The organism is Streptomyces sp. SYSU D01066-1, from assembly GCF_054956795.1.
In genome coordinates this window covers 15,501-28,469 of the sequence record NZ_JBUDHV010000041.1, presented here as the reverse complement: position 1 = coordinate 28,469, position 12,969 = coordinate 15,501, and the positions used below count along the sequence as shown (strand labels likewise).

The window sequence follows — 12,969 nt, the reverse complement described above, 5'->3', positions numbered from 1 at the left end:
CTCACTGCCGGACACCATGCCGGCCTCCACGGGCCCGAAGCCGTGCCTGTCGCGCGGACGACCGATTCAGCCGTGCGGGCGTGGCCGCCCCGGCACGGTCAGCCGGCGAACGGCACGCTGGCGGCAGCGGTGGCGGGCGTGCCGGGCGGGGGTGTCCACAGCCCCGCCGCGGCCAGTCGGGGCAGGACGCCCTCACCGAACCAGTACGCCTCCTCCAGGTGGGGGTAGCCGGAGAGCACGAACTCCTCGATGCCCAGAGCGGCGTACTCCCTGATCCGTTCGGTGACCTCCTCGTGGCTGCCGACCAGGGAGGTGCCCGCTCCACCCCGCACCAGGCCGATGCCGGCCCACAGGTTGGGGTGGATCTCCAGCCGGTCGGTGCTGCCCCCGTGCAGGGCCAGCATGCGCTTCTGGCCCTCGGACTCGCTGCGGGCCAGTCCCGTCTGCACGGACCGCACGGTGGCCTCGTCGAATCCGGCCAGCAGGCGGCGGGCCTCGGCCCACGCCTGTTCGGAGGTGTCCCGGGTGATGACGTGCAACCGGATGCCGAAACGCACGGTGCGCCCCTGGGCCGCCGCGAGGCCGCGCACCCAGGCGATCTTCTCGGCGACCTGGGCCGGCGGCTCGCCCCAGGTGAGGTACACGTCGCTGTGCCGGGCCGCGATGTCGCCCGCGATCGGCGAGGAACCGCCGAAGTACACCTCGGGCACCGGGTCGGGCAACCTGGCCAGTCTCGCGTCCTGGACCCGCAGATGCTCACCGTGCGCGTCGACGGTCCTGCCCTCCCACAGGGCCCGGACGATCTCCAGGAACTCCCCGGTACGGCGGTAGCGGTCGTCCTTGCCGAGGAAGTCGCCGTAGGCGCGCTGTTCGTGGCTCTCGCCGCCGGTGACGACGTTGAGCAGGAGCCGGCCTCCGGTCTGCTGCTGGAAGGTGGCGGCCATCTGCGCGGCGAGCGTGGGGGAGGTCAGGCCGGGGCGGAAGGCGACCAGGAACTTCAGCCGCTCGCTGTGCTGGGCGACCATCGCGGTGGTCAGCCAGGCGTCCTCGCACCAGGCGCCGGTCGGGGTGAGCGCACCCTCGAAGCCCAGGCTCTCGGCGGCGCGGGCGATCTGGCTCAGGTAGGCGACCGTCGGCGGCCGGCTCCGGCCCAGGGACCTGGCGGGCGTGCCGTGGCCGCCGCCGACGACGTCGCGGCTGTCTCCGTTGGTGGGCAGGAACCAGTGGAAGGTGAGGGACACGTCGGTCTCCGTGTGGGGAAGCAGTAGGGCCGCGCCGGCCGGGCGCGTCTCGGGCGAGGAGGTCACAGCAGGCCGTGGCGGGGCGGCCGGGCGCCGGTGAGGACGTGGCGTCCGATGTGCTGGATCTTCCAGCGCACCGGGTCGTGCAGGGTGTGGGTGCGGGCGTCGCGCCAGTGACGGTGCAGGTTGAGGGAGGCGAGCGCCGACCGGGTGCCGGAGACCTCGAAGAGGGCGTTCGCGACCTCCACCGCGCTCTGCGCGGCCTGGACCTTGGCGGTGGCCACGGCGATCGACGCGGCCGCCGCCGTGTCGTCGGTCAGGTCGGCACGGGCGGCATCCACGGTACGCGCCGCTTCCCGCAGCAGCGCCTCTGCCGCCCGTACCCCGATGGCGAGTTCACCGAAGCGCTGGATCAGCAGGGGATCCTCGGCGGCCGTCTCCAGACCGCTCTCGAACCAGGGGCGGCTCTTCGTGCGGACAAAGCCGGCCGCCTCGTCGAGTGCTCCCCGGGCGATGCCGGCGTCGATCGCGGCGTGCAGCAACTGTGCGACGGCGCCGTGCAGTTGCGGCCCCTCGAAGGTGAGGTGGTGGGGCAGGACCCGGTCGGCGGGAACGATCACGTCCGCCAGCCGTACGGTGCCGCTGGCGCTCGTGCGCTGGCCGAGGCCGTCCCAGTCGTCCACGACCGTGACCCCCGGCGCCTCGCTCGGCACGTAGGCCACGTGCAGCCGGTCGTCCTCGGCGAGGGCCAGGACGGGGATCCAGTGGGCGAACAGGGCGCCGGTGCAGTAGTTCTTGACGCCGCTCAGGAGGAAGAAGCCGTCCGGCCGGGGCGTCAGGCGGGTACGGAAGTCCTGGACGTGCCGGGTGCCCGCCTCCGACTGGGCGTTGCCCAGCCGCCGCCCGGCGAGGAGTTCGGCGGAGAAGAACGCCTGCTGTTCGGCGGTGCCCTGGCGGCGGATGACGTTGACGTAGGCGAAGTGGCTCTGCGGGATCTGCGCGATGCTGGCGTCGGCGGTGGCCAGCAGCCGGAAGACCTCGGCGAGGGTGACGGCCGAGACGTCGGCGCCGCCGTGCTCCGCGGGGACGGTGACGGCGAGCAGACCTGACCTGGAGAGCCGGTCGAGTTCGGCGCGCGGCAGCCGGCGCTCGGCGTCGCGCTCGGCGGCACCCGTCCGGAACTCCTCGGCCAGTGCCGCGGCGACCTTGAGGGCCTCGGCGTCGTCGGCGATGACGTGTGCGGTCATGGCTCAGCCCGCCGAAGTCAGCAGGGGAGTACGGTGCAGGGCCGCGGAGAACTGGTCCACGACCCGGCTCAGCGCCGCCGCGCCGGCCGGAGCGACGGTCACGGAGCCGTCCTCGTCCACGGTGATGTCCGTGTCGAGGGTGAACCAGCCCTGCACGATGTGCGCGGCGCCCATCGAGCTGAGCACCGGCCGCAGCGCATAGTCGACGGCGAGGACGTGCGCGGTGGACCCGCCGGTGGCCAGCGGCAGCACGGTCTTGTCGGCCAGCGCGTACTGCGGGAGCAGGTCCAGCAGCGCCTTCAGCACCCCGGAGTAGGAGGCTTTGTACACGGGGGTGCCGACCACGACCCCGTCCGCCGCCGCGAACAACTCGGTGATCTCGACGATCGCGGGATGCCGGAAGTCCGCGCCGAGCAGGGCCTCACCGGGGATCGCACGGACGTCGAGCGGGATCACCTGGTGGCCCTGGGCGGTCAGCCGCCGGTCGAGGTGGCGCAGCAGGCGGTTGGTGCGGGAGGAGGCGGAGGGGCTGCCGGAGACGGACAGGACGGTGGCCATGGGCTTCTCGATTCGGGAAGGCGGGGCGCCGCACCCGGGTGCGGCGCCCCGTGGCGGTCAGGAGTACCAGGTGGGCTCGGGCAGCGTGCCCTCGAGAACCCAGCGGCCGACCTCGTGCCGCTTGTAGGCGACGGGGTCGTGCAGGGTGTGGGTGCGGACGTTGCGCCAGAAGCGGTCCAGGCCCTCGGCGGTGGCGGTGGAGCGGGCGCCGGTGACCTCGAAGATCCGGCTGGAGATCTCCAGGGCGACATCGGTGGCACGGGCCTTGACCGCGGCCACCCGGACCTCGAACTCGCCGCGCGCCTGTTCGGTGACCGCGTCGGGGTCGTCGTGCAGCCGCTGGCCCTCGGCGGCGACGGCGTCGGCGAGGGCTTCCACCGCCCACAGTTTCGAGGTGAGGTCGCCGTAGGTGTCGATGACGTACGGCTCGTCGACGGCGCGGTCGTAACCGCCGTGCAGCCAGGACCGGGACTTCTCCCGGGTGTAGGTGGCCGCGGTCTGCAGGGCACCGCCCGCGATGCCGAGGTAGAAGCTGACGAAGACCAGCTGGATGGTGGGGACGTTGAGGGTGTTGTAGACGCGGGGGGTGAACTCGCCGTCGACGTAGCCGGCCGCCGACGACCAGGGGGTGCGGACCCCGTCGAGGGTGACCCCGCCGCTCTCGGTGAGCCGCTGGCCGATGTTGTCCCAGTCGTCGTGGAAGGTCAGGCCCGGGCTGTCGGAGGGCACGATCGCGAAGACGTGCCGGTCGGTGCCCTCGAAGACACCTTCCAGGACGGTGACGTCGGAGACCTTGCTGCCCGTGGAGAACGTCTTGCGGCCGGTGAACACCAGCTCGTCGCCGTCCTCGGTCACGACGACGTCCGTGTCCCGCGGGTTGACGGCCCCGCCGAAGAACCAACGGTTGCGGGCGGCCTCGGCCTCGACGTGCTCCCACTGCTCACGCGTGCCGACCAGCCGGGCCGCCCAGTTCCACAGGTAGTGGTAGCCCAGGAGCTGGCCGATGGAGCCGTCGGCCTTGGCGACCTCGCGGACCACCCGGTAGGCGGTGATCCAGTTCTCCCCCGCGCCTCCGTGTTCGACCGGGCCCAGCAGGGTGACCAGGCCGGAGTCCTTCAACAGCTGGACCTCGGCGTAGGGGGTGGCACCGGCCCGGTCGCGGGCGGCGGCGTCGGTGGCGAGGACCGAGGCGACCTCGGTGGCGCGGGCGATCCACTCCTCGGCGTTTCGCGGGACGGGACGGGTCGCCCAGTCGGGGAGGACGGAGGTGCTCATGCGGTGACCTCTTTCGTGGTGCGCGTTGTTGCGGCGGGTGGGCGTGGTCGGTGTAGGCGGGCGGTGGAGATGGCTGGCGGACGTGGTTCGGGTACGGACGGTCAGGCGGATACGGTCACGGGCTCCGGCTCGTCGTCGCCGAGCTGCGCCTCCAGCTCGCGCACCAGCGGCAGCACCCGCTCGCCGAAGTAGGCGACCTCCTCGTGGTAGTGGAGGAAGCCGAGCAGCAGCAGGTCGACGCCGAGCCTGCGGTACGCGACGATCCGCTCGGCGACCTGCTCGGGGGTGCCGATCAGACCGGTGCGGAAACCGTCGTTGTACTGGACGAGGTCCTCGAAGGCGGAGTCCTCCCACATACCCTTGCCGTCGGCGGTGGACCGCCCGGCCTGCTTGACCGCGGCGCCGAAGCCGTCCACGGCCTCCCGGTCCGCCTTGGCGACGATCTCGCGCAGCGTGTCGCGGGCCTCGGCCTCGGTGTCCCGGGCGATGAGGAAGCCGTTCAGGCCGAACCTCGGTGCGGTGCGTCCGGCCTGGAGGGCGGCGGCGCGGACGTCGTTGAGCTGCTCGACGACGCCGTCGAAGTCCCTGCCGTTGGAGAAGTACCAGTCGGAGACCCGTCCGGCCATGGCACGGGCCGCGGTGGAGTTGCCGCCCTGGAAGATCTCGGGGTGCGGACGCTCGGGGGTGTTGAGCGGTTTGGGCTTGAGGGAGAAGTCGCGCAGCCGGTAGAAGTCGCCGGCCAGCTCGGTGTGGTCCTCCGTCCAGATCTGGCGCAGGGCTTGGATGAACTCCTCGGCGCGCCGGTAGCGTTCGTCGTGCTCCAGCCAGGGCTCACCGAGCGCCGTGAACTCCCCCTTGAACCAGCCGCTGACGACGTTCACGGCGAAGCGGCCCCGGGAGAGGTGGTCGGCGGTGGCGCCGAGCTTGGCGAGGACGCCGGGATGCCACAGACCGGGGTGCACGGCGGCGATGACCTTCAGCCGCTCGGTGGCGAGCAGCAGGGCCAGGCTGAAGCTGGTCGACTCGTGCTGGTACTCGGCGCCGTAACTGGCCATGTACCGGACCTGACTGAGGGCGTACTCGAATCCGTTGTTCTCGGCGAGCACGGCGAGTTCCCGATTGTATTCGTATCCCCAGTCGGTGCGCTGTTCGATGGTGCTGGTGACCAGACCGCCGCTGACATTGGGTACCCAGTAGGCGAATTTCACGGGCGCGGGCATGTGGAACTCCTGTTACGGTACATGAGAATGCACGGGTGATATGCGTGGGCTCGGGGCAGAGCGCGGGGCAGGGCTTATGGCGCGGATCCACCAGGGGAGCCGGGCCGGCCTGTGACGGCACGCCGCGCCGGGGCCGGGCCGGTCGCTCAGCGGGCGGGTGAGCCGGTCAGCCGGTACGAACGTGGTGGAAGAAGGCGGCGGATCGCAGATCAGGCCGCGGCGCGACAGGAGGCGCTGGAGACGCGTGCGAGGTCGACATGGCGTCGCCGCGTGAGTCCCAGTCGCTTCTTCATGCGTCGATGGTGGCAGGCCACCGCACGGGCCGTCAAGGGAAACCCAACTCATTCCAGGCCGCTGACCATGGGATTTCACGAACCTGTGACAGGGAAACCCTTGAACGGCCCGTCAATTCGCACGCACGATGACGGAATGCGAACCGAACAGCTCGAATACATAGCCGCGGTGACCCGGCTCGGTTCGCTGCGCCGGGCGGCGGAGGAATTGCGTCTTTCGCAGCCCGCACTGAGCGAGACCGTCCGGAACCTGGAACGGGAGCTGGGAGTCGACCTCCTGGACCGCAAGCGGTCCGGGGCGACGATGAGCGCGGAGGGCAGGGAGCTGCTGCCGCACATCGTGCGGGTGCTGGAGGCGGTGGACCGGCTGCGCGCCGCGGCCGGGGAGCAGCACCGGATCAGCCGCATGGTGCGGGTCGGCACGGTGAACGCGGCCACCGTGTCGCTGCTCGTGCCGGCGGTGCGGACGTTCCGGGCGGAGCATCCGTTGACCCAGGTCGAGGTGGTGGGGGCGCAGCAGATGGAGATCCAGCGGGCCCTGTCCGAGGGTGCCTTCGACCTCGGACTCGTCAACCACCTCGAGGGCGACGACATACCCGCCGGCCTGGACTCCACCCGGCTGCTGCGGGGCCGGCCCGTGGTGTGCATGCGGCCCGACAGTCCGCTCGCCTCGCGCTCCGTCGTGACCGTCCCGGACCTGTTGGCGGAGCCGCTGGTCGCGATGCGCTCCGGTTACGTCATGCACCGCCTGGTACACCGGCTGCTGGGCGGCGCGGTCCCGGCCTTCTCCTACTCGACGGACGGCGCGGAGATGGGCAAGCTGATGGTGGCCGAAGGGCTCGGGGTGACCGTCCTGCCGGACTTCAGCGTGGTCGGCGACCCCTTGCAGCGGATCGGCACCATCACCTACCGTCCGCTCGCCGGTGACGTCCCCCGGGTTCTGCTCACGCTCCAGCGCCGCAAGGCGGACTCCGTGCCACAGGCCGCGCAGGACCTGCACGAGGCGTTCGTTCACCGGGCCCGCGAACTGGACGGCGCCGCTTGACACTTGAACACGCGGAACGAAGGGGCAGCGCGGGTAGCTTCTCCAGGACCGTCTCGACAGCCGCGCGGCGGACCGCACCCGTGCGCACGATGGGCGTAGGCTGGGGCTCGGTCAGCTTCACTTGTGAGTGGCACGCCTGTTGGGCTGCGGGTGAAGTCCCTCCTTTGAGTTGGACAGCCGCTTGCTGGGATGTCGGGTCCTGGAGGAAGCAGTCCGGGTAAGTGAGCACGAAGAGCGACACGAGCAAGCGGTACACGGCCGAGTTCAAGCGGGACGCGGTCGCGCTGGCATTGTCCTCGGAGAAGACGGTGACCGAGCCTGTGAGGTCCTGGTCGAAGCCGGCCAGCATGGCCAGTTCCGCGGTGACCTCATCGGTCAGGTCGAGGGTGCGCAGGGTGTGGGGCATGGTGCGGGCAGCGTCCGTGATGACCACAGTGTTCTTCGCGTCGGTCTTGGCCTCGCCCGGGTAGAGGCCGGCGATCCGTCGTATCGCCAGTCCGGGCAGGTGGGCGACCTGGCAGCCGGTGTGGCGGGCGACGGTCAGTGGGAGGGCGCCGATGGAGGCGGGCTGGTCCACGACCACCAGGACGGTGCCGGATTTGGCCGTGAGCTTGTCGAAGACAGCCCGCGGCTTCGGTTCGCTGTTCGGCAGCTGCTTGTCGGACACCTTCTTCCCGGCCGGGGTCAGGCCGTGGCCGTGATGCGTCTGCTTGCCGACGTCCAGCCCCAGGAAGACGCCCACCCCGTCGATGCTGATCACCGTGTCCCCACATGCGTCGGTGCGTGCCGGCCTCGGCGGTCGGGGGCGTTCTCGCGCGTCCACGTCATGCAGACCTGCCGCCCGTGAGCGGCCTGGCATTGCGCCCGGCCGGGCGGTGGCCGGACCTGTGATCAGCGTCTGTGACGGCGCCGCTCGGACCCGGTGACACCACCCCCAGGTCATCTCGTCGACAGGGGGCAACAGCCATGCCGGGCCCGGAGGCCAGCGGCCCTCCTGCAGGACCGGGGAAAAGATGACGGGCCTCGCCCCGGTCGGTGGTGCCGGTCAGTGGGGGCCGGTCAGTACAGGGCGTTCTGGATCGACGGTCCATTCCTCCAGTGAGCCGTCGTACATGACCACTTCTTCCCGCCCGGCCAGGGTGAGGGCGAGCGCGGTGAGGGAGGCGGAGATGCCGCCGCCGCAGTACAGGACGACCGGGCCCGCGGCGCCGTGCGCCAGCCGCTCCGCGTAGGCGCCGAGTCCGGCGCCGTCCAGCAGCCGTCCGTCGCAGGCCACGGCGTCCTGGGCGGGCAGGCTCACACTGCCGGGGATGCGGCCCCGCCTGCTGTAGCGGGTCGGGGTGGTGCCCTCGAAGTGCGCGGTGCCCAGCGCGCACACGAGCGTGCCGGGGGCGTGTCCCTCGCTGACGGCGCGGACGTCTTCCTTGCCGATCCACAGTGACGGCCGGCCGGCGTCGCCTGCCGACGCGCGGGGGAAGGGGTCGCCTGGTGGGATCAAGGGGGTGGTTGCCGCGGCCGCGGTGCCTGTGGCCGGCTCCGTGGTGTCCTGGCCGGCCGCCGGGGTCACGGGGAAGCCGGCCCCCGCCCAGGCCGGCAGTCCGCCGTCCAGGACGCGCGCCGTCACCCCGGCATCCCGCAGGACCCACCACAGCCGGGCCGCCCACTGCAGCGGACCCTGGTCGTAGAGGACGACGGTGGTGTCCTCGGTGGCGCCCAGCGAGGCGAGTTCCCGCCGGACCGCCTCGCGGGAGGGGTGGGCGAAGTGGTAGCGCGCCGTCCTGTCCGTGAACCGGGTCAGCAGGTCCACGTGCCGTGAACCCGGTATGTGGCCCTCGGCCCAGGCGGCGGCACCCGAGTCGGCCCGGTAGTCGCCGTCGTGCTCGGGCTGCGCGAGCGCGACGCTCGCATCGAGAAGCAGTACGCGGCGGCCGGCCTCTCCTGCCGGGGACGCCGCATCTCCCGCAAGCAGGCGGGCGAGTTCACCGGCGCCGATCAACGGGCCCCCGCCGTGCACGTCTCCGCCGTGGGTGCCGGGCGTGCCCTGCGTCATGCCGCCGCCTTTCGTACAGGCCCGGTGCCGAAGACCGGCAGACCGGGGGGCCGGGGGAGGGGATCCCGTGGCGGTCGCGCGTGACCGTGCGCCCGCCCGGGGCAGATCGTCGCCCGCTCACATCGAGGCGACGAGACAAGAGCGTATACGTATGAATACGTTTCCTGTACTGTCTTTCCTGTCCGTATCCGCACCCCCGGTTCCGGTTGCCGCCCGGCCGCCGGGCCGGGTCCCGTCGACCGGTCGAGGACCGCCATGCCGCGACACACCCCGTCCGCGTCCGCACCCGAGACGCAGACCGCCCCCGCCGAGGTCCCGCCCTCGGGTTCGGAGCTGTACTGGCGGCTGCGCCGGGACGTCATGGAGGGCCGGTTCCCTCCCGGTTCGGCGCTGATGGAGACCGTGCTGAGCAGCGACTACGGCGTCTCGCGGACCCCCATGCGCGAAGCCCTCGCGTTGTTGGAGCACGACGGTCTGCTGGAACGCGCCCAGCGCGGGTTCCGGGTCCGCTCCGGTACGGCCGAGGACGTCGTGGAGATCTACGAGGCACGCATCGCGCTGGAGGCCGAGGCCGCCGGCAGTGCCGCCCTGCGCGCCACCGAACTGGACCTCGCCCGGCTGCGCCGCCAGCACGAGGTGATCCTCTCCGCCGAGGCCGGTGACGGGACAGCGACGGCCCGCACGGCGAGCTTTCGCTTCCACGAACTGCTCTGGCAGGCGGGGCACAACGCCACCGTCACCGAACTCCTGGTCCGGCTCACCGCCAGGCTCCGCATCTACGACAGCGGCCCGCCGTCCCCGTTCGGCGGCGTCGAGGAGCAGCAGCGGGAACACGACGCGATCCTGCGCGCTCTGCACGACCACGACCCCGACCGCGCCCGCGAAGCCGCCCGCGCACACCTGCGCCGGAGCCTGGAACAGCGGATCAGCGCACTGGTCAAGGACGACGCGGACGTGCCGCTGTGAGCGGCGGCCCCGTCCGCGGGGACGGTGCGCCGGGATGCGGACGCCCGGTGGAGCCTGCACGAAGGGGTGTTAGGATCACCGCCACTCGGCAGAGGATTCACTGACAAACACAACCAGAACTCCCCGCGTCCCTCGCATTCCTCGCGCGTCTCGACCACGAGACCACGGGGCCACAGGGCCCCGAGCCCCCGCGATCGACGCGGCCACCGAGACTTCCGCGCCGGGCGCGGACCACCGTCATCCCCCACCGCGGCCGTCCCCGGAGGACCGTCGCCCCGCCGTCCGGCAACCGGCCGTCCGGAATCAGGAAAGGAGCCACGGATGACCCAGCAGCCGCCGCGCGGTGCGCCGTCCACCCACCGCTCCCATTCCTCCCGTTCTCCCCTCGACGGCCGCGGCCGTCTCCTCACGCTGCGCCGTCACATCGACCACGGACGCTGCGCCAGCGCCTTCTGTACCGCCGGCTGATCCGCGCCCGCCGCCGCCCTCCCGCCGCACGCCCCGCCCGCGCGGGCGCACATCCGCGAGCCCCGGCCGTACGAGGCCCCCGGCCCCGCCCCTCCCGCCTGTCCCGCGCCCCCTCCCGCGCCCCCTCCCGCGCGCCCTCCCGCGCGCCCTCGTCCGTTCTTCCCCTCGCGACTTCCGCTGAACCGGAGCCTCCCGTGACCTCTTCCCCGCGCCGTATACGCCTCAACGGCCTGCGCCAGTCGACCGTCGGACACACCGCGATGGGCCTGTGGCGTCACCCCGACAGCCAGGCACACCGCTACCGAGACCTCGGACACTGGACGGAGACCGCACGAATCCTCGAACGCGGCTGTTTCGACGCCCTGTTCATCGCCGACGCCCTCGGCCCCCTCGACGTCTACCGGGGGTCCACCGACGCCGCCCTGCGCGACGGCATCAACACCCCTACCGACGACCCGCTGCTCCTGATCAGCGCACTCGCTGCCGCCACCACCCACCTGGGATTCGCGGTCACCGTCTCCTCCACCTACGAACTGCCCTATGCGTTCGCCCGGAAGATGACCACCCTCGACCACCTCAGCAACGGGCGGATCGGCTGGAACATCGTCACCTCCGCCCTGGACAGCGCCGCCCGCAACCTCGGACTGACCCGGCAGATCCCGCACGACGAACGGTACGAGATCGCCGAGGAGTTCATGGAGGTCGTCTACAAGCTGTGGGAGGGCAGCTGGGAGGACGACGCCGTGGTGCGCGACGCGGCCTCGGGGGTGTTCGCCGACCCGGCCAAGGTGCATCCCGTCGACCACAAGGGCCGCTGGTTCACCGTCCCGGACATCGCGCTGTCGGAGCCGTCCGTGCAGCGCACCCCGGTGCTGTACCAGGCCGGCACCTCACCCGCCGGACGGGCCTTCGCCGGACGCCACGCCGAGGGCGTGTTCCTGTCCGCGTACAGTCCCGCCCTGGCCCGCACCCTCGTGGACGCCGTCCGCACCGCCGCCGCCGACGCCGGGCGCGATCCCCGCAGGGTCCGCTTCTTCGCCATCGCCACGGTCATCACGGCACCCACCGACGCCGAGGCCCGCGCCAAGTACGAGGAGTACCGCTCCTACTCCTCCCTGGAGGGCAGCCTCGCCCGCTACAGCGCCCTCCTCGGCATCGACCTGTCGCGACTGGACCCCGACACCCCCCTGCAGTACGCCGACACCGAGGGCATCCGGGGCCTGCTGGAAGTGTTCACCCGCCTCGACCCCGACCGCACCTGGACCCCGCGCGAGATCGCCGAGTTCGTCGGAGTGGGCGGCGGCGGACCGGTCCTCGTCGGCTCACCCGGCACCGTCGCCGACGAACTGGAGCGGTGGGCGGAGGAGGCCGACCTCGACGGCTTCAACATCGCCGACCCCGTACCGCCCGTCACCCTGCGCGACTTCGTCGACCTCGTCGTCCCCGAACTCCAGCGCCGCGGCCGGGTGTGGACCGAGTACGAAGGCACCACCCTGCGCGAGCACACCCTCGGCGCCGGCCGCACCCGGCTGCCCGCTGACCACCCGGGCGCCCGCCACCGCCGTTCCTGACCCGCCCCGCCGCACCCCTTTTCACCCCGTCCCATCCCCGGAGCCGTCGTGTCCCACATCCGCGTCATGCTCGACTACTTCCACCCCTGGCCCAACTCGGCCGGCCTCTTCGTCGCCCGCGAACGCGGCTGGTACAGGGAGGCCGGACTCGACGTCGAACTGTCCGTGCAGGACCCCGGGCGTGGCGACACCCTGGAGTACCTCGCCCGCCGCCGGGCCGACTTCGGTCTCTTCCCGCCCAACCGGCTCCTGGTGCGCCGTGCCCATGGACAGCCCCTGGTCGCCGTCGCCGCCGTCAATCACCGTGCCCTGGAAGCCGTGCAGACCGTCACCGGCCGCGGCATAACCCGCCCCCGCGACCTGGCCGGACGGCGCCTGGCGTACAACCCGACCCCGCGCGGCCGGGCCCTGGTCCGGCACCTGGTCGCCGCGGACGGCGGCGACCCCGATGCCGTGATCACCGTCGACGCCGGATACCGTGAACTCACCGTCGATGACCTGGAGGCGGGCGAGGCCGACGCCACCTTCGGCGTCTACTGGTCCTGGGACGCGCTGCGTGGCGACCTTCCCGAGGAACGCCGCCTGACCTGGCCCGTGGACGAGATCGGCGCTCCTCGCTACCACAGCTACCTGCTGGGGGCCCACGAGGAGACGGTCCGCGCGGACCCCGGGGCGGTCGGCCGGTTCCTCGCCGCCACCGCCCGCGGTTACGCCGAGGCTGCCGCCGACCAGCCCGCCACCCTCGCCCTCCTCGAACGCGTCATCCCCTACTTCCCGCGCCCCCTGATCGCCCGCTCGCTGGCGCTCGTGGCACCGACCTGGACCGACCCCGACGGCCGCTGGGGCGTCATCGCCGAGCACCGCATGGGCCCCTACGCCCACTGGCTCGCCGACCGCGGTGTCCTGCCCACCGCCGACGGCTGGCGCGACGCCTACCTCACCGGCCTGCTGCCGTGGAACACCGCGGCCCCGGCTCCCGCCCCGGTCCTTCGCACCGGCGCGTGACGCCACCGCCCCCTCCCGGCACCACCATCC

Annotated in this window: 12 protein-coding genes and 1 pseudogene; 5 read left to right on the top strand and 8 right to left on the bottom strand. The window is 72.3% G+C overall.

All coding sequences use genetic code 11. The annotated features are described in order from the left end of the window. Positions 1-98: 98 nt before the first annotated feature. The 6 genes from ACY1JF_RS27515 to ACY1JF_RS27490 form a co-directional block, all read right to left on the bottom strand. Complete coding sequence (locus tag ACY1JF_RS27515; RefSeq protein WP_462707965.1) at positions 99-1,241, bottom strand: LLM class flavin-dependent oxidoreductase; 1,143 nt, start codon at positions 1,239-1,241, stop codon at positions 99-101. 62 nt (positions 1,242-1,303) lie between these two features. Continuing rightward, on the bottom strand, positions 1,304-2,488 hold the full coding sequence (locus ACY1JF_RS27510) for an SfnB family sulfur acquisition oxidoreductase (protein ID WP_462707964.1): 1,185 nt from the start codon (positions 2,486-2,488) through the stop codon (positions 1,304-1,306). Positions 2,489-2,491: 3 nt separating this feature from the next. Beyond that, positions 2,492-3,046 carry an NADPH-dependent FMN reductase gene (ssuE, locus tag ACY1JF_RS27505; RefSeq protein WP_462707963.1) on the bottom strand — a complete coding sequence of 185 codons (555 nt, stop codon included), beginning with the start codon at positions 3,044-3,046 and terminating at the stop codon, positions 2,492-2,494. A gap of 57 nt (positions 3,047-3,103) precedes the next feature. Then, the gene (locus tag ACY1JF_RS27500) at positions 3,104-4,321 is read right to left on the bottom strand and encodes an acyl-CoA dehydrogenase family protein (protein WP_462707962.1); all 1,218 of its coding nucleotides are present in this window, start codon (positions 4,319-4,321) and stop codon (positions 3,104-3,106) included. Positions 4,322-4,422: 101 nt separating this feature from the next. After that, complete coding sequence (gene sfnG, locus ACY1JF_RS27495; protein WP_462707961.1) at positions 4,423-5,541, bottom strand: dimethylsulfone monooxygenase SfnG; 1,119 nt, start codon at positions 5,539-5,541, stop codon at positions 4,423-4,425. A gap of 209 nt (positions 5,542-5,750) precedes the next feature. After that, positions 5,751-5,834, bottom strand: a complete 84-nt coding sequence (locus tag ACY1JF_RS27490; RefSeq protein ID WP_462707996.1) for a putative leader peptide — start codon at positions 5,832-5,834, stop codon at positions 5,751-5,753. 136 nt (positions 5,835-5,970) lie between these two features. Here ACY1JF_RS27490 and ACY1JF_RS27485 point away from each other — a divergent pair, with 136 nt between their 5' ends. Then, a complete protein-coding gene (locus tag ACY1JF_RS27485; protein WP_462707960.1) occupies positions 5,971-6,879 on the top strand; it encodes a LysR family transcriptional regulator in 909 nt (302 codons plus the stop codon). A gap of 307 nt (positions 6,880-7,186) precedes the next feature. On the opposite strand, the pseudogene ACY1JF_RS27480 reads toward ACY1JF_RS27485, so the two are convergent. Beyond that, a pseudogene (locus ACY1JF_RS27480) lies at positions 7,187-7,639 on the bottom strand (IS110 family transposase); the annotation flags it as partial. 285 nt (positions 7,640-7,924) lie between these two features. Next, the gene (locus ACY1JF_RS27475) at positions 7,925-8,929 is read right to left on the bottom strand and encodes a sulfurtransferase (RefSeq protein ID WP_462707959.1); all 1,005 of its coding nucleotides are present in this window, start codon (positions 8,927-8,929) and stop codon (positions 7,925-7,927) included. A 255-nt stretch (positions 8,930-9,184) separates the two neighbouring features. Here ACY1JF_RS27475 and ACY1JF_RS27470 point away from each other — a divergent pair, with 255 nt between their 5' ends. The 4 genes from ACY1JF_RS27470 (at position 9,185) to ACY1JF_RS27455 (ending at position 12,939) form a co-directional block, all read left to right on the top strand. Then, positions 9,185-9,895: a GntR family transcriptional regulator gene (locus ACY1JF_RS27470; RefSeq protein WP_462707958.1), complete on the top strand. Its 711-nt coding sequence runs from the start codon at positions 9,185-9,187 to the stop codon at positions 9,893-9,895. A gap of 321 nt (positions 9,896-10,216) precedes the next feature. Continuing rightward, entirely contained in the window at positions 10,217-10,363 is a 147-nt protein-coding gene (locus ACY1JF_RS27465) for a hypothetical protein (protein ID WP_462707957.1), read from the top strand. A gap of 194 nt (positions 10,364-10,557) precedes the next feature. After that, positions 10,558-11,934 carry an LLM class flavin-dependent oxidoreductase gene (locus ACY1JF_RS27460; protein ID WP_462707956.1) on the top strand — a complete coding sequence of 459 codons (1,377 nt, stop codon included), beginning with the start codon at positions 10,558-10,560 and terminating at the stop codon, positions 11,932-11,934. Positions 11,935-11,982: 48 nt separating this feature from the next. Then, positions 11,983-12,939 (top strand): ABC transporter substrate-binding protein, encoded by a 957-nt coding sequence (locus ACY1JF_RS27455; protein WP_462707955.1) that lies wholly within the window; start codon positions 11,983-11,985, stop codon positions 12,937-12,939. Positions 12,940-12,969 lie beyond the last annotated feature (30 nt).